General features: G+C 62.3%; 11 protein-coding genes and 1 pseudogene. 4 read left to right on the top strand and 8 right to left on the bottom strand.

Going from position 1 to position 19,488, the window contains the following annotated elements; genetic code table 11:
• Positions 1 to 76: 76 nt before the first annotated feature.
• Positions 77 to 613 (top strand): peptidylprolyl isomerase, encoded by a 537-nt coding sequence (locus tag LKG04_RS06560; protein ID WP_291763490.1) that lies wholly within the window; start codon positions 77 to 79, stop codon positions 611 to 613.
• A 200-nt stretch (positions 614 to 813) separates the two neighbouring features.
• Here the strand turns inward: LKG04_RS06560 and LKG04_RS06555 are convergent, their stop codons facing one another.
• The 3 genes from LKG04_RS06555 to LKG04_RS06545 all read right to left on the bottom strand — a co-directional run bounded on the left by LKG04_RS06555 (position 814) and on the right by LKG04_RS06545 (position 4,044).
• Positions 814 to 3,141 carry a RelA/SpoT family protein gene (locus LKG04_RS06555; RefSeq protein WP_291763487.1) on the bottom strand — a complete coding sequence of 776 codons (2,328 nt, stop codon included), beginning with the start codon at positions 3,139 to 3,141 and terminating at the stop codon, positions 814 to 816.
• A gap of 133 nt (positions 3,142 to 3,274) precedes the next feature.
• Positions 3,275 to 3,751: a dUTP diphosphatase gene (gene dut / locus LKG04_RS06550; protein ID WP_291763484.1), complete on the bottom strand. Its 477-nt coding sequence runs from the start codon at positions 3,749 to 3,751 to the stop codon at positions 3,275 to 3,277.
• A complete protein-coding gene (locus tag LKG04_RS06545) occupies positions 3,751 to 4,044 on the bottom strand; it encodes a DUF4193 domain-containing protein (protein ID WP_291763482.1) in 294 nt (97 codons plus the stop codon). Before LKG04_RS06545 ends, dut begins: the two co-directional genes overlap by 1 nt.
• Positions 4,045 to 4,206: 162 nt before the next feature.
• Here LKG04_RS06545 and sepH point away from each other — a divergent pair, with 162 nt between their 5' ends.
• Entirely contained in the window at positions 4,207 to 5,544 is a 1,338-nt protein-coding gene (gene sepH / locus LKG04_RS06540) for a septation protein SepH (RefSeq protein WP_291763480.1), read from the top strand.
• A gap of 167 nt (positions 5,545 to 5,711) precedes the next feature.
• Here the strand turns inward: sepH and LKG04_RS06535 are convergent, their stop codons facing one another.
• On the bottom strand, positions 5,712 to 6,971 hold the full coding sequence (locus tag LKG04_RS06535; protein WP_291763478.1) for an alkaline phosphatase family protein: 1,260 nt from the start codon (positions 6,969 to 6,971) through the stop codon (positions 5,712 to 5,714).
• 126 nt (positions 6,972 to 7,097) lie between these two features.
• Here LKG04_RS06535 and LKG04_RS06530 point away from each other — a divergent pair, with 126 nt between their 5' ends.
• A complete protein-coding gene (locus LKG04_RS06530; RefSeq protein WP_291763476.1) occupies positions 7,098 to 9,755 on the top strand; it encodes a DNA gyrase/topoisomerase IV subunit A in 2,658 nt (885 codons plus the stop codon).
• 712 nt (positions 9,756 to 10,467) lie between these two features.
• Here the strand turns inward: LKG04_RS06530 and LKG04_RS06525 are convergent.
• From LKG04_RS06525 to LKG04_RS06510, 4 genes and pseudogenes are all read right to left on the bottom strand, one after another.
• Positions 10,468 to 15,243, bottom strand: a pseudogene (locus tag LKG04_RS06525) (DEAD/DEAH box helicase); the annotation flags it as partial.
• Between the two features lie 43 nt (positions 15,244 to 15,286).
• The gene (locus tag LKG04_RS06520) at positions 15,287 to 16,567 is read right to left on the bottom strand and encodes an MFS transporter (RefSeq protein WP_291763473.1); all 1,281 of its coding nucleotides are present in this window, start codon (positions 16,565 to 16,567) and stop codon (positions 15,287 to 15,289) included.
• A gap of 186 nt (positions 16,568 to 16,753) precedes the next feature.
• The gene (locus LKG04_RS06515) at positions 16,754 to 16,960 is read right to left on the bottom strand and encodes a helix-turn-helix domain-containing protein (RefSeq protein ID WP_291763471.1); all 207 of its coding nucleotides are present in this window, start codon (positions 16,958 to 16,960) and stop codon (positions 16,754 to 16,756) included.
• On the bottom strand, positions 16,961 to 17,494 hold the full coding sequence (locus tag LKG04_RS06510; RefSeq protein ID WP_291763469.1) for a DUF2975 domain-containing protein: 534 nt from the start codon (positions 17,492 to 17,494) through the stop codon (positions 16,961 to 16,963).
• A 344-nt stretch (positions 17,495 to 17,838) separates the two neighbouring features.
• Here LKG04_RS06510 and LKG04_RS06505 point away from each other — a divergent pair, with 344 nt between their 5' ends.
• Positions 17,839 to 19,383, top strand: coding sequence for an aspartate ammonia-lyase (locus LKG04_RS06505; protein ID WP_291763466.1), 1,545 nt, complete (start codon positions 17,839 to 17,841; stop codon positions 19,381 to 19,383).
• Positions 19,384 to 19,488 lie beyond the last annotated feature (105 nt).

Raw genomic sequence — 19,488 nt, 5'->3', positions numbered from 1 at the left:
GCTGGGTGCCGTTTTAGGTGCCTCCACGACGCAGGCCGGCCAAAACGGTCCCGCAGACGTGGAAGAATCTGAAGACATGACTACCGTAATCATGCACACCTCCGAAGGTGACATCACCATCAACCTTTTTGACGACAAGGCGCCGCAAACCGTCGAGAACTTCCGTTCCTTGGCCACCGGCGAAAAGGAGTGGACGAACCCGCTTACCGGCGAGACCTCGCACGATCCGTTCTACGACGGGCTGACCTTCCACCGCATCATCAAGGATTTCATGATCCAAGGCGGCTGCCCGCTGGGCAATGGCACTGGCGGCCCCGGATACGATTTCGACGACGAGATCGACACCTCGTTGACCTTCGACCGGCCCTACCTGCTGGCCATGGCGAACGCCGGGCTGCGCCGAGGCGCCGACGGCAAGATCCACGGCACGAACGGCTCCCAGTTCTTCATCACCACCGTCGCGACCCCGTGGCTCAACGGCCACCACACGATTTTCGGCGAGGTCGCCGATGACGAATCCAAAGCCGTCGTGGCCAAGCTCGAGGCCGTCCCCACCGACCACTCCGACGCCCCGCTGGAGCCGGCCGTCATTATCTCCGTTGAAGTGAAATAGACGCTTGCGCCACTGACGCTGCGAGATGTTCCGCCCGCCTCTTCATTTCCATCAATCCCCGCCCCGGTCTTCTACGCCAGAGCGGGGATTTTGCGTTATCGGCTCGATGCCGTTGTTTCCCAAACCCGGGCGGTTGACCGACTCAATGCCCTTCAGCATCGCGCCCGCCCCGTGCACAGTCAGAGCCGAACTCCGCCGTGCTACATCTTGCGCAGGCGGGGTTCGGCAGAATCCTTGGCACCGGTGATGCGGTAGACATCGAAGACGCCGTCGATCTTGCGCACCGATGCCAATAGCCGGTTCAGATGCTGGGGATCGGCCATTTCGAAGGAGAATTGGCTGGTAGCGACGCGGTCCGAACCGGTGGAGACCGAGCCGGAGATGATGTTGACGCCGTGATCGGAGAGCACTCGTGTCACATCGGAAAGCAGATGCGGGCGGTCAAGCGCCTCGACTTGGATCCTGACCATGAACGAGCCCTTGGTGCTGGTCCATTCGACTTCGATGACCCGCTCGGGCTGGTGTTTTTCCAAATCGAGCATGTTCTGGCAGTCGGCGCGGTGCACGGAAACGCCCTGGTTGCGCGTAATGAAGCCGACGATCGCATCACCGGGAACAGGCGTGCAGCAACGGGCCAGTTTGACCCACACATCGCCTACATCCTTGACGGCCACGCCCGAGGAACTGGTCTTGGCCTTGCCATGCTCGATCTGGCGCAGCGGCAGCGCCTCCTGCTCGACTTCCTCGCTGACCTCGTCCGAGCCGGCATCCTTGACCAAGTGGGCGATGGCGTTCTGCGTCGAAATCTGGCCGTCGCCGATCGCGGCGAATACGGCGTCCGCATTGTCGAGGTTCAGGTCGTCGGCGATGCCGATCAGCGCCTCGGGCGTGAGCATCGAAGCCACCGGCAAGCCGCGCTTGCGCATGGCGCGGGTCAGCTCGTCGCGGCCTTCTTCGATGGCCTCCGAACGGCGTTCCTTGCTGAACCATTGGCGGATCTTGTTGCGCGCCTTCGGGCTTTTCGCGAAGCTGAGCCAATCGCGCGACGGCCCGGCGTTATCGGATTTCGAGGTGAGCACCTCGACCGTATCGCCGTTCTCCAACACGGTGTCCAGCGGCACCAGACGGCCGTTGACGCGCGCGCCCATGGTGCGGTGGCCGACCTCGGTGTGCACGGCATACGCGAAGTCGATGGGCGTGGCGCGGGCCGGCAGCGAAATGATCTTGCCTTTCGGCGTGAACACATAGACCTCGGCGGAGCCCAGATCCTCTTTGAGCGAGCCGAGGAATTCGTTGGAATCAGGCGTCTCGCTCGTCCAGTCGGCGAGCTGCTGAATCCATTTGAGATTGTCGGCCTCGCTCAGCTCCTGATGGCCGATGTCCTCGCGCTTGCGGTCGGACTTGTCCGGAGCGCTTAACGGCCGGCCGGCCTGGCCATTCTCCTTGTAGCGCCAATGGGCCGCGATGCCAAATTCGGCGCGGCGATGCATGTCCCAAGTACGGATCTGTATTTCGACGGGCTTGCCGCCCGGGCCGACGACCGTGGTGTGCAGGCTCTGGTACATGTTGAGCTTGGGCATCGCGATGTAATCCTTGAACCGGCCTGGCACCGGACTCCAACGCGCGTGGACCGCGCCTAGGGCCGCATAGCAGTCCTGTATGGTGTCCACGATGATGCGCACGCCCATCAGGTCGTAGATGCTGGAGAAATCATGGCCGCGCACGATCATTTTCTGATAGATCGAGAAATAGTCTTTCGGCCGCCCGCTGACGGTGGCTTCGATGTGCTGGGAGGCGAGATCCTCGTTGATCTCGGCCAGTATCTGCTTGAGGTACACGTCGCGTTGCCCGGCCCGGCGGGCTACGAGCACGACGATTTCGTTGTATATCTTCGGATAGAGGACCTTGAAGCTCAGTTCCTCCAGCTCGGTTTTGATGGCGTTCATGCCCAGCCGGTTCGCCAGCGGCGCATAGACGTCAAGCGTTTCGCGGGCTTTCTTTTGCGCGCTGGAGGGCTTGACGTACCGCCAAGTGCGGGCGTTATGAACCCGATCGGCCAATTTCACGACCAACACGCGCACGTCGCGGCTCATAGCCACGACCATCTTGCGGATCGTCTCGGCCTGCGCCGAATCGCCATAGTCCATCTTCGTGAGCTTGGTGACGCCATCGACCAATCCGGTGACCATATCGCCGAATTCGGCGCGGCACTGGTCCAAGCTGTAATTGGTGTCCTCAACCGTGTCATGCAGCAGACCGGCGGCCACGACGGTGGGGCCCATGCCCAGATCGGCGAGGATCTGGGAGACGGCGAGCGGATGGATGATGTACGGCTCGCCGGACTTGCGGCGTTGGGCGGAATGCTGCTTGAGCGCGCGTCGATAGGCTCGCTCAAGTATCTCCATATCCTCGTCCGGATGATGATAGAAGCATATGCGCACGATCGGAGCGAGCGGATCGAGCGGATCGCTGCTGATCTCACAGCCTAATGTACGAGCCGAATTATCCTCGTTATCCTTGTCAGCCATCCATTCACCTCCCTCGCATTGGTTCCTTATCCTACCGTCGTGCCGACCGTTTCACTATCGGCACGTCGCGGGCGGCGCGGCATGTGCCGCAGGCACCGGCGGTCGAAACCGAGAACGGAACCGAGTATAGGCGTCACGCCGATATCCCCGTCGACCCGAAGCCACGCTGCGCGCGATCAGAGCCGGGCAATATTTCAGCCGGCACGAAGCGGGCCTCGACGTAGCGTTGGATGACGAGCTGCGCGATACGATCTCCCGCGTGGAATACTGCCGTATGCTCCGGATCCAGATTGATGATCGGCACTTTGATTTCGCCACGGTAACCGGCGTCGATCGTACCCGGCGCATTGAGCACGGTGACCCCCTGCTTGGCGGCAAGTCCCGAGCGCGGATGGACCAGACCGACGTAGCCGGCCGGCAACGCAATGGCGACGCCAGTGGGCACCAAGGCCCGCTGGAACGGCTTGAGCGTGAAATCCTGGGCAGTGCGCAAGTCTGCTCCGGCGTCCCCTGCAAGCGCATAAGCGAGTGCCACCGGATGAGATGCGTCAAGGGAGCGCACTAGCACCTCGACCTGCTCCGGCTCGTTGTATGCCTCGTCGTAGGCCATCAGGCGGCGCACTCCTTGCAGACCGGTTGGCCGTTCTCGTCCATGTAGGCCAGCTGGCTGCGATGCTTCACGAGGAAGCACTGCGAGCAGATGAACTCGTCGCCCTGCATGGGGATGACGGTGACCGATGCATCCTCATTGCTGAGGTCAGCGCCCGGCAGCTCATAATCTTCGGCAATGGCGTTTTCGTCGTCGTCGATTTCCTCCGAGGAGTTCTGCGATCCCTTGCCAAGTTCCTGCAGCGATTCTTCGTCCTCGTCCTTGTTACGAGGGGAGTCATAATCTTGGGCCATCGCAATCCTTTCGTCCGTGACGTCGTATTATGCGCCATAGAATACATGACTTGTACCCCGCATAGGATACACGATTCGAAAAGCTCGTAAAATACGACACGTGGGGCACAATGGAAATAAGCAGATGAATATGTCGAGTAATACTGAGGAAAGCGGTGCGTAATGCCGGAGAAGCCACTCACGCAGGCCAGTTTCGTCGCGGTGGGAGCGTCGGGCGAACTCATTTTTTCGGCTCACGGCGCACGATTTGCAGTGGATGTGGACGATGCCTTGGAACGTGCTGTGCTCGAAGCCAAGCAGATCAAAGCCGAGTCCTTTGACATGCAGCAGCCCGCGGCCGGTCAAAGCCTGCCGATTTCGCAGATCCAGACGCTGATCCGCGCCGGCGCCGAACCTGCGCGCGTGGCGCAGCGATACGGCCTGAGTCCTGCTCTGGTGCGGCGCTTCTCGGCGTCGGTGCAGACCGAGAAGCAGTACGCCATCGAGCAGTTCCTCGCCGTGCCGGCACCAAAGGAAAGCCATGTGCACACCATGGCCGAGCTCATCGAACGCACGCTGGCCACCGCGCGCATCGGTATGGAGACGGTGCAGTGGAAGGCGACACGCCGAGGGATCGAACCTTGGAAGATTTCTGCCGAATTCGATTCGGCGGGCCGCCGCCTGCGCGCCGAATGGACATGGAACATGCACGACAATGCGGTCGCCTGCCTCAATTCCGCAGCAAAAAGACTGATCGGCGAACTCAGCCCGAGGGATCGCGAGAAAGGCGGCGACACGGCGAACGTCGCCGGTGAGCTCGATGACGCATTCTCCATCGTGCTGGGAATTCCTGGCGATTCAATCCGTTCGGCGCGCATCGAGCGGGCGGTGTCCGCATGGGGATCGGATGGATCGGAGTCCCCGAGCACGGCCGGAGATACAGCGCAGAGCGGAACTCATGGGCAGGCGCCCGGTCTCACCCCGGTCTCACCCCGGAATTCCGAGAGGCAGGATTCCGACAGGCCCGACACGCCGGGACAGACGAACTCGCTGCGTTCTTTGCAGCCAGCGCAAACACCGCAAACGTCTCAGGCGCCTTCGAAACCTCAAACATCGCCGAAGCCTCAACCGGACCACAGCGGCCAGCGTAATCGAGGAGAGCTTGGCCACACGCAGCCGCCGAAATCCGTCGCTGATGACGCGGCTTTCGACATGCCGTCGCTGAGTGCCGCCCCTGACGCGCATGCAGCTAAGCCGAATCGTTCCCCACACCTCGACGACGCCCATAGCCCCGCCAATGCGGCCGTGATGCATGCCGAGCCATCGCTGTTCCCTGGCGTCCAACCCGACGCGGGCACTGCCGCTGGCTCATCGGCTGGCACGGCTGAAGTCGATGACGTGGACGAGAGGGGCAAGAATCCGGCGCGCAAGAACGCCAAGCCCGATTCGTCGAAGCCATCAAAGCGAAAATCCCGGCGTTCCGCGGTCCCCAGCTGGGACGAGATCCTCTTCGGCGACTGAATTGCCGGATTACCGCATTCCGACGAGTTCCGTGAGGCGCAAATATCGTCATGTGACGCATCGAGTCGTCGTGTGAAGCATTCGCCGGAATTGAAAATGGCGAATTCCCAACGTTTCTTACGATCTGAAAACGTCACACGGCAGAAAATACGTCACGCAACAATCAATTAAATAGCATCGATGAGGCAAGGCACGTCCATTTCCATCAAGGTCTGCGAGCCGTGCACGCTGGGCAGACGCGTGGCCTTGTCGCTTTGGATGCGCGAATCCACAATGGTCATGTTGCCCGACACCTGAACCAGAACGTCGCCGATCATCGGCTCGACGCGTGGGTCGACCGGCCCGAGCAATCCTTCGGCGATCGCCTGATCGCGCGTGCGCACCAGCGCGCGAGCCCCCAGATAATCCCTCCAACGCGCAGCGATTTCGCCGGCCGGGCAACCTTCGCTGGCATAGAGCATCGGCGCGCGCGGCTCTCCGCCAACCATGCCTACGCCATCCTTCAGCTGCGGAGTGAGCGCGATATCGATGCGCTCTTCGGGCAATGCGGAGACCATGCCGTGGTCCGCTACGATCACAATCAGCGTGCCGCGCGGGGCGTTGCGGTGCAGCATGCCCAGCTGCGCGTCGACGCTTTCCAAGGCCGCTATCCATTCGGGGGAATTCCAGCCATACGTGTGCCCCGTCTTATCGGTGTCGCGAATATAAAGGTAAGTCAGCCCCGGCTTCTGCGCCGCCCGGCATGCAGCCCTGACTCTGCTGCCCGGCTGCGCGTTGCCGATGAAATGCGCGCCGCGCAACGCCGCCTGGGTTAACGGCGAATCAGCGAATTTAGGCAGCCCTGAGCTGGTGACCGGCACACCTTGCCCGGCCAGACGCTCGAAAATCGTGGGCTGGCGCTGCAAGTCGCGCGGCTCGATCGCATTCCTGAATTGAATGAGCTGCGAAAGCTCCCCCGTCTGCGGATTGCGCTGCGTGTACCCTGCCATGCCGGTGAGCCCCGGGCAGGTGCCAGTGCCGAAGGTCGCCATCGCGGCGACGGTAGTGCTCGGCGAGCAGGTCGAAATAGGTTGCTGATTCACAGGCTCACGCAACAGCGAGCGCAGGTAGGGCACATGCCCGATGCGCAGATTGAGATTCCAAAAGCCCAAACCGTCCACGAGTACGACGATGGCCGAGCTGGCGTCCGGGAACCCTAGCGCAGTCTGCAACGCGCCGGGATCCCTGTGTACGGCGGTGGTTACCGGACGGCCGATGGCACTGGAGACCGCGGGCAATACAGACGACAAGTGCCTCGCCCCGCCCCGCTGCAACACGGTGGCGGCAAGGTCGCCGCCCGTGCCGTTCGCCATACCATCGAAATCCCCATACCGGGCGGTCGCTACGAACTCCAGCAAAGTCTTCCGATCCGGCACATCAACGCTCATACGCACCATTCAAGCACCGCAGCGCGAAAAGAGCTTGGAAACGCTGTTGGCCGACCGTTTGGGATATTATGGGGCGGTTCACACTCTAATCGTCAATCGCATTCAACAGGCAAGGGAGTTTCCGGCATGGCACGCGCTCGCAAATCGGCTCAGGCGTCCTTCGACCCGCGCACGGTCAAGGAGCATATCGTCGAGACGCCGCTGAACGAGGAGATGAGCAAGTCCTACCTCGAATACGCATACTCGGTGATCTATGCGCGCGCGCTGCCGGACGCCCGCGATGGACTGAAGCCGGTGCAACGGCGCATTATCTATCAAATGGGCCAGATGAATCTCACGCCCGACCGCTCGTACATGAAATCGGCACGCGTGGTAGGCGAAGTGATGGGCAAGCTGCACCCGCACGGCGATTCGGCCATATACGAGGCCATGGTGCGCCTGGCGCAGCCTTTCGCCATGCGGCTGCCGCTGGTCGACGGCCACGGCAACTTCGGCTCGCTCGACGACGGGCCGGCGGCATCACGATACACCGAGGCACGATTGGCTCCAGCGGCGTTGGGAATGAACGCCAGCATCGACGAGGATACGGTCGATTTCGCGCCGAACTACGACAACAAGCTGCATGAGCCGGTCGTGCTGCCCAGTGCGATCCCGAATCTGCTGGTCAACGGCGCTTCTGGCATCGCCGTAGGCATGGCCACGAATATGGCTACGCACAACCTCGGCGAAACGGTCGCCGCAGCCAAGCATCTCATGCATCATCCCGATGCCACACTTGAGGACCTCATGCGCTTCGTGCCAGGGCCCGACTGGCCAGGCGGCGGCATCGTCATCGGCCGCGACGGCATCCGCGAGGCCTATGCGACCGGACGCGGCACGCTGACGACCCGCGCGGCCACGCACCTGGAAAACGTGACGGCGCGCAAACGGGCGATCGTCGTTACCGAACTGCCATTCATGGTCGGTCCCGAGCGCGTGCTCGAACGCATCTCCGAGAATGTGAAGAACCACAAGCTCGAAGGCATCTCCGGTGCGATCGACCTGACCGACCGGCGCAACGGCACCCGCCTGGTCATCGAGGTCAAAACCGGCTTCGATCCCAGCGCCGTGCTCGCGCAGCTGTTCAAGTTCACTCCTCTGCAAGAGAATTTCTCGATCAACAACGTCGCGCTGGTCGATGGCCGCCCGCATACCTTGGGCCTCAAGGAGATGCTCGAAGTGTGGGTCGGGCACCGGCGCGCCGTCATCAGACGCCGCAGCGAATACCGCCGCAGGAAGGCGCAGGAGCGGCTGCATCTGGTCGAAGGCCTGCTGCTGGCCATGATCGACATCGACGAGGTCATTCAGGTCATTCGTACTTCCGAAGATGCCGACAGCGCCAAAACACGATTGATGGCCGTCTTCGACCTCGACGAGATCCAGGCCCAGTACATACTCGATCTGCGGTTGCGCAGGCTGACGCGCATGAGCCGCATCGAGCTCGAAGCCGAGCGCGACGATTTGAAGCGCAGCATCGAGGAGCTGGAGCGCATTCTGGCTTCCAGCGAGGCGCTGGATCAAGTCATCACCGATGAAATGGATGAGGCCGTGGCGTCCTGGGGCACGCCGCGCCGCACGGTGCTGCTCGATCAGGGCCCTTCCGGCGAGCTGGTGCCGGTGAGCGCCGAAGGCGACGAAACGCTATCCGCCTCGGCGCTGGCGGCCATGCGCGCGGCCAAAACCGTGTCCTCTGCCGCTGAAGGCGTCAAGGCCGCCGCCGCCGCGCGCAAGGCCGGGAACGCCGAGGAGGCGGCTTCGGCGCTGCAGCTGGACGACGAGCCATGCACCGTGCTGATGAGCGCTTCAGGACTGATCGCCCGCAGCACGCCGAGCGCCTTGGACATCTGGCAGACGCATTCCGCTTCTGACGGGCGCGCTGCCGACGACCAGATCGTCGTCGTCTTCCTCACGACCACTCTGGCCTCTTATGGCCTCGTCACTTCTGCCGGCCGCCTGGTGCTCGCGCAGGTGGCCGATCTGCCTGCCTTGCCGGCCTCGGTCACCTTGTCGCTGAGCGGGGCGGTCAAGGCCGACGAGCTGCTGACGCAAACCGAAAGCACGAACCCGATTGCCGGCGAGCACGCCGTCGCTGCCATTGCATTTGACGATGACGAGCCGCCGCTGGCCATCGGTACTGCCGCCGGCATCGTCAAACGCTGGAACCGGGAATCGCCCACGACCATGGATTCGTGGAGCGTCATCGATCTCAAGGATGGCGACCGCGTGCTCTTCGCCGCACCCGCGGCCGATGAGGACCGGCTGGTCTTCATCTCTTCGGATTCCTCGCTGCTCACCTTTGCCGCCTCCGCTGTGCGCCCGCAGGGGCGCACAGCGGGCGGTATGGCCGGCATCAAGCTCGCCGAAGGCTGCCGGGCCCAGACGTTCAACGTAGTGCAGGCCGGCAAGGTCGCCTGGACCTATGAGGAGGGCGAGAACGGCCTGTTCTCCGCATCCGGAGCCGTAGTGCTCACCGTGGCCGGCGATGCCGATGCGCTCGAGGGCACAGAGAACGGCGCCGCCAAGGTCACGCCGCTCGAAATGTACCCCATGAAGGGCCGTGGCACCGGCGGCGTGCGCTCCCAGCGCTTCCTCAAAGGCCAGAACACGCTGATCGCCGCATGGACAGGCTCGTATCCGCTGCGCGCCAGCACAGCTTCCGGCTCGCCGATCGACCTGCCGAAACCGGATATGCGCCGCGACGCATCCGGCGTGGAGCTTGATGCGCCAATCGGGTTTGTGGCGTGAATTTGAGCGGTCTCGAGGTTTAAGGCTCGCGTTTTTCGGTCTCCTTGAAAAAGAGCGAACCAAATTCAGCGCTATCGGTCTTAAAGCGGCATTACGAAATATTCTGAGTATTCTACCGGTACAAGGTCATGCCTTGTGGAGCGGGGACGAAGCCCACAGACCGCAGCAGGCGAGCGTAGTGGCCTGTGGAACTCACAGGCTCACCATTGACGTCGGCGATGACGATGCTGCCTCGGTGGTTGCGTTGCAGCGCCGGGATGAGCTGGCGCAGCGCGGCGACGAGGACGGCGTCATTGGATTCCTGGCTGTCACGTTCCTGGCCGCCCGGTTCTTGCTTGCCTTGTTCTTCTCGGCCATTACGCACTTGATCGTCGTGTTCTTGGCTGCCTGTCCGGCCATTGTGCACGAAGACAAGCAGATGCCGCTTCGACGCGTAGAGCACCGTCCGGCCCTGCACTATGGCGACGGTGCTGCCTTCACGGCGCGATGGTTTGGTGCCGCCCGACAAGGTGATTTGCGGCCATGGGATGACTCCACCGGCGAGGCTCGCCGGGTCGAGCGAGACTAGGGCCACGGCCTGCAGCGCGACCTTGTCTTGCTGGTTCCCGAAGGGTTGCGATGTTTGGGACCGTCTCGACTCGGATTGGAATTGCGTTGATTCAGTATGCCGTTGCGCCGCCTTCGACTCAACGCCTCGCCGCGCGTCAAGCTCGCGCTGCTGGGCGCGCAGTGCGTCCACGGTCTGGCGTTCGGCGAATTGGACGCCGGACAGGCCGGTGACGAACATGCCGCGCACGAGTTTGCCGGCTTCCTCCATCGCCTTGAGCACTGGATAAACGCCGGCGAAACCGCCCGGAATCGATTCCCGGTCGATCACTGGCTGCGCAATGACCCCATATCGTTCCAGCAGCGCCTCCACGCGGGCTATGGCTGTGCGTTCGGAGCCCTCGTGAAATTGATTGAGATGAGCCTCATTCTCATAGCCATCGCCTGCCCGAACCTCACAATCCCGCGGCACCAACGACCATAAGCCGCTCAACATCGGCGGCACAGTAACACGCACTCGTGCCCGTGCATTCCAGCCATGACGACGAGGCACGGCGCGCCGAGCGGAGCGAGGGGCGCTCAGCGCCCGGACGGGGGCGAAAGAACTATTCGTCACAGTGCCGGACCATACCAGATTCCACAGCGCCTCCTGGAACTCCGCATCCGTCCACGGAGCGGAAAGTTCGCCAGTCGATTCATTCACCATCAGCGACGCGCTGCTGCCTGTCATGGCGCGCTCGGCCGCATCAGTGCATAGCGCAGCCAATCGGTGGGCTGGGTAGGCGCCGCCAGATTGCAATGCCTGCATGATTACATTAGCGGGCGTGATGCGCGATGCCAGTGGATTCACCGAGCCACCAATGTCAGGCGTTGCACGGGGCGCATTCGAATTTGTCCGCTCGATGCCACCGTTCGCTGCATCGTCAGCAGAATGACCATATGCGGCATCAGCATGCGGGATTGCGGAACCCGCAGTTGGCAAAGCCTTGTTGCCGCGAGGCGCAGCCTTGTTTTCCGCAGCTGCGTCTCGCGCCGACACAGCATTCACTCGCCTTGCGTTGGCTGATTCCGCGGAGCCCATCATGCCGCTGCCGCGCCTGCGAATATCGATGCCCGTCTCAGAAACCGAACGCGCACGAGAATCGCCAGCAGCAGCCGCGAGCAGCGGTGAATCGGCGAGATACCAAGCGATTTGGCCGACTTCGCCACGCATGGGATTGCCTGAGCCGACCCATACGATATCGCCGCTGGAAAGCAATTCGTCAAGCATGGATGGCTGGTAATCGCGGATACGTGCCGGGAATATCGCGGATTCCCACAGCGACGCCGGCAATGACAACCCTTCCAGCTGTTCGATGACGCGCAGGAGACCATCAGCGCCTTCGAAACCCGCACCGCCGACAGCACGCGTATCAACGACCGCATGCTCAATGCGGTTAGTAGCCGCGCCCGCGCTCATTATTCCCTGCCGGCGAATCAGATACGCCTGATAAGCCGCGCTGCTGACGGGTTTGATGGCGGCTCGCGCCTTCGCGAGGGAACGGTTGCGGATACGTCGGAACACATCACGATGCAGATACTGTGCAACGCCAGCAACACCAGCCCCCTCCCCCGTGAAATTCCCGTTCAGCACGTCACCTCGGGCAGCCATGGCATCCAGTTCGCGCACCACGCTGACAGCGTCGATTTCCAACGCCGCAATCGCCTCATCGGCGGTGAACGGGCCGTGCGTTTTAGCGTAGCGCGTGACCCGCCCTGTCACATCGTCGCCTGCCAGCTGGTTCCAGAAATGAGTTTGGGCTAATTCCTTTTCGACGTCGTGGATGGTCTGCTCGTCGAGCACGGCCGCAACGCGATTGCCGCCTATGAGACGTTCCAGCACTTCCGGATCCATCGACAGCAACGAGGCTGCGCGCTCGGCCTGCGGCACGTCGTACTGGTACATGACCGAGCCGACGAAACCGAACAGCAGATTGCCCGCCAGCGGCGACGGCGCTTCGGTGCGCACGTCATGCAGCAGCATATCGCCGCTGTCCAGCGCGGTCATGATGCGACGCAACGCCGGCATGTCGTAGACGTCTTGCAGGCATTCACGCGCGGTTTCCAAGATCAGCGGAAAATTGCGTCGCGTTCTGGCGGCTTGCAGGAGCTGCGCGGAACGCAGGCGTTGCTGCCACAGCGGGACGCGCTTGCCGGGCTTGGTGCGTGGCAAAAACAATGACCGCGCTGCGCATTCGCGGAATCTCGCGGAAAAGAGCACCGATTCGCCGACTTGGCTTTCGACGTCACGCTGCAGTTCGTCCGGGTCGAACAGGAACATCTGATCCGCGGGGATGTCGGCGCTGGTCTGGGGTATGCGCACCACGATGCCATCATCGGCGGCATAGCACTGCCCGTCGAAGCCGTACCGCGCCTTGAGCCGGTTGGCCACGACCATGGACCACGGTTCATGCACCCGCCTGCCGAAGGGCGAGTGCAGGATAACGCGCCAATCGCCTTCCTCGTCTTCGCAGCGCTCAACCACGAGCTGCCGGTCATTGGCGACCACATCGGTGGCGGCGACCTGTTCGCTGAGCAAGCCAGCCAGATTCGCGCAGGCATTGTTGTCAAGCCCATCATCATGCAATCGACGCGTGGCCGATTCGTCGAAGCCTGCGTTTTCGCCGTCGTGCGCCGGCGTCAGCCCTTGCATTATTTCGCGGATGAAACGGCCTTTGGACTCGCCGAAGCCGACATCGCGCCCGTTGCCCTCTCCATGCCAGAATGGCAGGCGGGCGGTACGGCCAGGAGCCGGGTTGACGATGACGCGATCGTTGGTGATCTCCTTGATCTGCCATGTGGAGGTTCCCAAGGTGATCACGTCGCCGACCCGTGATTCGTAGACCATCTCCTCGTCAAGCTCGCCCACCCGACGCGGCCCTGGTCCTGCCTGTGCTTCGGGCAGCACGACGGTATACATGCCGCGATCCGGGATCGTCCCGCCCGAAGTGACGGCTAGGCGTTGCGCCCCGGGGCGTGCCGAGATGACATCGTTCTCATGGTTCCATTGCAGCGGAGGACGGAACGCCGAGAAATCCTCGCTGTCATAGCTTCCGGTGAGCATGCCGAGCACGGCGTCGAACATGCCACGCTCAAGCGCGGCGAATGGCGCTGCCCGGCGCACGGTCGCATACCAGTCGTCAGGCTTGAGGTCGGCCATGGCTGCCGCTGCGACGGTCTGCTGGGCGAGGATGTCCAAAGGGCTGCGAATGACCTGCAGCGTCTCGATGTCACCCTTGGTCATGCTTTCGATGCACGCTGCGGAGCCGACGAGCTGCTCGCGGGTCAACGGGTAGAACAGGGCGTGCGAGACGCCGCCCACGCGATGGTCGGCGCGGCCGACACGCTGCAGTCCTGATGATACCGAGAGCGGCGGCGCGATCTGAATCACCAGATCGACCGAGCCCATATCGATGCCGAGCTCCAGGCTGCTTGTGGCGACGACGCAGCGCAGCCGGCCGTGCTTGAGGTCTTCTTCAATGCGTTTGCGCCGGTCCTTGGAGACCGAACCGTGGTGGGCCATGGCGATGGTCGTGTCGCCGTCATGGGATCCGACGAGGCTCGTCGAGGAGCCGACCACCGAATCATAATGTTGTGCGGAGCCATAGTCATGACCCGATGATGATTGGGCTTGGGAGCCGGCGCCGTGCAGGCTCTCGGCGTAAAGGTCGTTGAGCTTGGCGGTAAGCCGCTCCGCCAGCCCGCGCGAATTGACGAACACCAGCGTGGTGCGGTGCCCCAGGATCTCGTCGAGCACATCGCGCTCGATGGCAGGCCATATCGATCCTGAGAAATTCTTGTCCGCGCCGCTAGGGAGCTGCCCAGAATAAGGCGAAACACCACGAGCGGATTGCTTCGTTCCAGCTTCCGAACGCTCGGCGAAGCGCTGCATGGCCGGGCTTACCCCAGCAATATGCCCTCGCGCCTGTGAACCGGACGAAGACACGGCCTTCGCCGTATGGATGTCGCGCATATCAGCCAGCGGCTCTATGACGCGCAGATCCATGGCCGGCCGCTCTTTCGGCTCGATGATGGCAACGTCGCGGTTGCCGCCGATGAACCGCGCCGCTTCCGATGCCGGGCGCACGGTGGCGGACAGCCCCACGCGCTGCGCCGGCACGGCAGTAAGCAGGTCGAGCCGTTCCAAGCTCAGCGCAAGATGCGCGCCGCGCTTCGACCCGGCCAAGGCATGCACCTCGTCAAGAATCACCGTTTCGACAGTGGACAGGATGCTGCGAGCTTTCGAGGTGAGCAGCAGAAAAAGCGATTCGGGCGTGGTGACGAGGATGTCCGGCGGACGCGTGGCGATCGACCGGCGCTCTTTCGGCGTCGTATCGCCGCTGCGGATGGCTACGCGAATATCGGGCGGCGTAGCTCCCTCGCTGCGGCATTCCTCGGCGATTCCCGCCAGCGGTGTATTGAGGTTGCGCGCCACATCGACGGCCAGCGCCTTGAGCGGAGAGATGTAGAGCACGTGGACGCCGCGTTTCAGTCGATGTCTGTTAGGTTTTGCCTGCTGTTCCGAGACCCGACTTTCTGAGGCATGGCGTGCGGCATCGCGCGCTTTGTCTTGCATCGCTCCATGACCGCCATCGACGCTACTTTCCGCCGCGTTCCGCCTGGCTGCGCCTGTACTATGCCGTGCGCCACCGCGGCCAGCAATCTGTGCAGTATCACATTCTTCGCCAGCGTCGTCTGCACCGGCAGCATGCGTCATCAGCCGATCGATGGCCGACAGAAACGCCGTCAGCGTCTTGCCCGAACCGGTAGGCGCGATTACCAGCACATCGCCGCCTGAGCTGATCAGCGGCCATGCCTGCTGCTGCACCGCAGTCGGCTCGTGGAACGCATGCTCGAACCACGCCTTGGTCGGCGTCGAGAACAGGTTCAAGCATTCGTACATATGTTCGATTATGGCAGGATGCGGCGACGGCCAGCCACCCACGTCACGCAAAAGCCACAGCGGCTGCATCACCCCGTCCACCTTGACGGCGTGTCGTGCGCCGCAGCAACTCGTGCATCACAATCATGATCGCGAGTATGGCCAGCAGGAACAACGGATAGAGCGAAGTCGAGATGCGGTCGGCGATCACGCCGAAAACCGGCGGCACGGCGAGCGCGCCGACATAGGCGCTGGCCATCTGCACGCCGACGATGGCCTGCGACCTGTCCACGCCGAAGTAGGAGGGCGTCGAATGGATGATGCACGGGTAGATCGGAGCGCAGCCCAAACCAATCAGAATCAGCCCTGCCAATGCCATGCTCCGCCCAGGGAACGGCACCATGAGCAGCATGATGCCGCACAACAGAATCGCCTGCCCGATGCGGATCATCGCAGGATCACGCAAGCGCATCGTCAAGAACCCGCTCAACGCACGGCCGATCGTGATGCCGACATAGAACAGGCTCGCCCAGCTCGCCGCGGTTTTCGCATCCAGCCCATGATGCAGCACCATATAGCTGCTCGCCCACAGGCCGGCGGTGGATTCGACCGCGCAGTAGCAGAAGAACATCACGAATATCGGCTTCGCGCCGGGGATGGCAACGATCTGTCGAAGACCCAGAGGCTTGAGGGGTTTCCCCGGCGCATGCGAATCGCCTGCATTCCGCGGCACACCATCATGTTCCCGGTCCGCACCATCGGCACATGCGCCATCGGCTGCTCCTGCAATCGCCGCGGCCCGCCCTTTCCACAATGGCAATGACAACGCCAGCACCATGGTGAGCGCAACCTGCATGATGGCGATGTACCGGTACCCCCACGCCCAGCCTTGGCCGCGGGTCAACGCGAATCCCATGACGTACGGGCCAAGGGATGCGCCGACGCCCCACATGCAGTGCAGCCAGCTCATATGACGGCTGGCATAGTGGATGGCAACGTAATTGTTCAGCGCGGCATCCACGCCGCCCGCGCCCAAGCCGTAGGGAACAGCCACCACCAGCAGCGTCCAGTAGTTGGGCGCGAGGGAGAACCCCAGCAGCGCCAGTGCCGTGGTGGCCACCGAAGCCAGCATGACCTTGCCGACGCCAAAGCGCAATGTCATACGGTCAGAGAGCAGTGCGGAGACGATGGTGCCCGCTGCAATCACCATCGAAATGCCGCCCGCCCATGACAGCGGCGCCGCAAGATCGCGGCTCATCGTAGGCCAGGCCGAACCCAGCAGCGAATCGGGCAGCCCGAGGCTGATGAAGGCGATGTAGATGACAGCGAGCAGCAGGCTGGCCACATTAGCTCCTTCGCATGATTGGGCCGGCAGCCGGCAAAGCCGCACAACACGGAAAACCGCGGACCCGCCGAAAAGGTCGGCTCCTTCGCCCGCACTGTAGCGTACGAACGTTCTCAAACCCCGCTATTCAATCATGACCGCGGCTCCGACACGCGGCGAAGCCGTGTTTTGCCCGTCACCGACCGTTCATTCTTCAGCCCACTCGAGCACATCCCCCGGCTGGCAATCCAGCGCCTGGCATATCCCATCGAGCGTGGAGAAACGTATCGCCTTAGCCCGCCCGTTCTTCAGCACAGACACATTGGCAGCCGTGATGCCAACACGTTCAGCCAGCTCGTTCACGCCCATATGCCTTTTGGCGAGCATCACGTCGAGATTCACTCGGATCGCCATTCAGATCACCGCCTCAAGCTCGTCGCGCTGCGCGGTCGCCACGGCAAGCAACGCCCGCATGACGACCATCAGCAGCACGAAGCACAGGATTGCGGTCAGCGAAATCAAGAGAACGACGGCGAACAGCGGCGGACCGGCCGAAGCGATAACGCCGTAAATGCACAACCCGGCAACCATAACACCGGCGGCGACCGCCGCCCAGATCACTATGTCGACCAGCCGCTTTGCCCGAGTCGAGAACACCACGCCGCGCGCCACCATCGTCAGCAGCTGCCACATCGCCGCCAGCACGACCTCAAGGCACACGAAAAGCGCGATGGCGACCACCAGATACGGGTAGCGCAAGTAGGCGTGCGACGGATCTTCGAGAGCAAACCGAGCGGCCAGCCATGGCAGTGCCCACACCTGGCACACCAAGGCCACAAGCCCCAGCAGCGCGATCAGCACCTTGATCGCGCCAATCAGCACCGGCTGGACATGCGGGCCGCCAATCGAGACCATCCGATCAGTGTGTTCTTTTGCGTTACGCTGCATATTGGTCTCCCTTTCGCCGCGAGAGCCACCTAGAGTCCCCGCCAAGCCACCAGCCAATTCCTATGCGCACAACCGAATGCCCGAAATCCCGTCGAGCGCCACGGGAAACAATTCGGAAACTATTAGCACGGCATAAATGGCGTTGAAAAACAATTATTATCAAACATAAAACAATAGAAATTTATTGTTTATCAATATATGCAATATCTTCACCTGCCGTTTATGCAACCATAGCCCAGACGTTCATACGATGCGGTTCGTCCACAACACACCTCGCCGATGCGACGTTTCGTAACATGCATCACGATGATAGACTTCGGCAAGAAAAAACGGAAGGTGCCATCATGTCCGACCATATTTTCCTCAACGATGCAGCGTCTGATCAGTCCACGCCAGTCCGAACGGTTTTCCCAGCAAAGACGCGTGGCGCCGAGCCAGCCGAAACAACGGCATCAATCAGCCCAAAACCGCCCCTTACGCGCCGCGAGCATGATTGCATCGGCGAACTCGATGTGCCCAAAGACGTTTACTGGGGTATCCATACGTTGCGCGCCATGCATAATTTCACGGTCTCGGGACGCTCGGACTCCAACCATCCACAGCTCATCAGGGCCTACGCCACCGTCAAGCGCGCCTGCGCCCAGGCCAATGCGCAGCTGGGCTTGATCGGCGAGGGCAAGTCCCGCCTCATCGTCGCGGCATGCTTGGAGATCGAAGGAGGCGCGCTGGCCGACCAGTTCCCTGTCGACGAGCTGCAGGGCGGCGCCGGCACATCGCTGAATATGAACATGAACGAGGTGATCGCCAACCGCGCCTTGGAAATCGGCGGGCACGCCAAAGGCGAGTATGCACGCATCCATCCCAACGACGATGTCAACACATCCCAGTCGACCAATGACACCTATCCCGCGGCCTGCAAGCTCGCATTGATCAGCGAGATCAAACCGCTGGCGATCGCCTGCAAGACGCTGGCCAAGGCCTTCCATGATCTTGCCGACCGGCATATCAACGATGTCACGATCGGGCGCACGCAGCTGCAGGACGCCGTGCCGATGACGTTCGGGCAGGAATTCCACGCTTTCGCCAGCTTTTTGAAAGCCGACTGGCTCACCTTGGAATCACTGGTCCCCCAGTTGAGCGAACTCAATCTAGGTGCCACGGCCGTCGGCACCGGCATCTGCGCCGACCTGCGCTTCCGCGAAGCCTCGCTCACCCATCTGGCGGAGAATACGGGGCTGCCAATCACTGCGGCTCCCGATCCGATCGCCGCAACCACCGATATGAGCGTATACATCGCGCTGTCGAGCGCGCTCAAAAACGTCGCCGTGCACCTGAAGAAGGCCGCCGACGACCTGCGGCTGCTCAACTCCGGACCGCGCGACGGGTTCAACGAGCTGCGCGTCCCCGCCCGTCAGGCCGGCAGCAGCATCATGCCTGGCAAGGTCAACCCGGTCATTCCCGAATGCGTCGACCAATGCTGCTTCAAGGTGTTTGGCATGGACACCACGGTCACGTGGGCGGCTTCCGAGGCCCAGCTGCAGCTCAACGCCTTCGACCCGGTGATCATTCACTCGCTGCTCGACGGCATGGAACTGCTCATCAATGCCATGCTCATGTTCAAGCGCAATTGCGTGGATGGCATCACCGTGAACACCAAGGCCGGATTGCAGCATGCGCAGGCTTCGCCGTCGATTTCCGCGTCATTGAACGCGAGCATCGGCTACGAACGGGCCGTCAAGATCGCGCAACTGGCCGTGGGAGAAAACAAAACCGTCCGCCAAGTGGCCGGCGAGCATACCGAACTGTCGAATACGGAGCTTGACGACCTGCTCGATCCGATCGCCCTGTCGCGCAGGCTCGGCCAGACCTGCCGCGAACGGCGCAAATAGCGGCGGGCGCTACCGCGGGGCCGTGATGGGCGTGCGTCGCCATACGTTGTTGCGCCCTCCGCGCGTGGTCTGCGAGAGTTGCCAAAACGTAGAAAAGACCTGTTC

Origin of the sequence: Bifidobacterium sp., from assembly GCF_022640935.1 — a bacterium.
GTDB lineage: Bacteria > Actinomycetota > Actinomycetes > Actinomycetales > Bifidobacteriaceae > Bifidobacterium.
This window is presented reverse-complemented; position numbering and strand designations above follow the sequence as displayed.

What these genes read in the sequence shown, in the direction of transcription:
- LKG04_RS06560 (WP_291763490.1), top strand. Translation starts at nt 77, where the DNA reads ATGACTACCGTAATCATGCACACCTCCGAAGGTGACATCACCATCAAC.
- LKG04_RS06555 (WP_291763487.1), bottom strand. Translation starts at nt 3,141, where the DNA reads ATGGCTGACAAGGATAACGAGGATAATTCGGCTCGTACATTAGGCTGT.
- dut (WP_291763484.1), bottom strand. Translation starts at nt 3,751, where the DNA reads ATGGCCTACGACGAGGCATACAACGAGCCGGAGCAGGTCGAGGTGCTA.
- LKG04_RS06545 (WP_291763482.1), bottom strand. Translation starts at nt 4,044, where the DNA reads ATGGCCCAAGATTATGACTCCCCTCGTAACAAGGACGAGGACGAAGAA.
- sepH (WP_291763480.1), top strand. Translation starts at nt 4,207, where the DNA reads ATGCCGGAGAAGCCACTCACGCAGGCCAGTTTCGTCGCGGTGGGAGCG.
- LKG04_RS06535 (WP_291763478.1), bottom strand. Translation starts at nt 6,971, where the DNA reads ATGAGCGTTGATGTGCCGGATCGGAAGACTTTGCTGGAGTTCGTAGCG.
- LKG04_RS06530 (WP_291763476.1), top strand. Translation starts at nt 7,098, where the DNA reads ATGGCACGCGCTCGCAAATCGGCTCAGGCGTCCTTCGACCCGCGCACG.
- LKG04_RS06515 (WP_291763471.1), bottom strand. Translation starts at nt 16,960, where the DNA reads ATGGCGATCCGAGTGAATCTCGACGTGATGCTCGCCAAAAGGCATATG.
- LKG04_RS06510 (WP_291763469.1), bottom strand. Translation starts at nt 17,494, where the DNA reads ATGCAGCGTAACGCAAAAGAACACACTGATCGGATGGTCTCGATTGGC.
- LKG04_RS06505 (WP_291763466.1), top strand. Translation starts at nt 17,839, where the DNA reads ATGTCCGACCATATTTTCCTCAACGATGCAGCGTCTGATCAGTCCACG.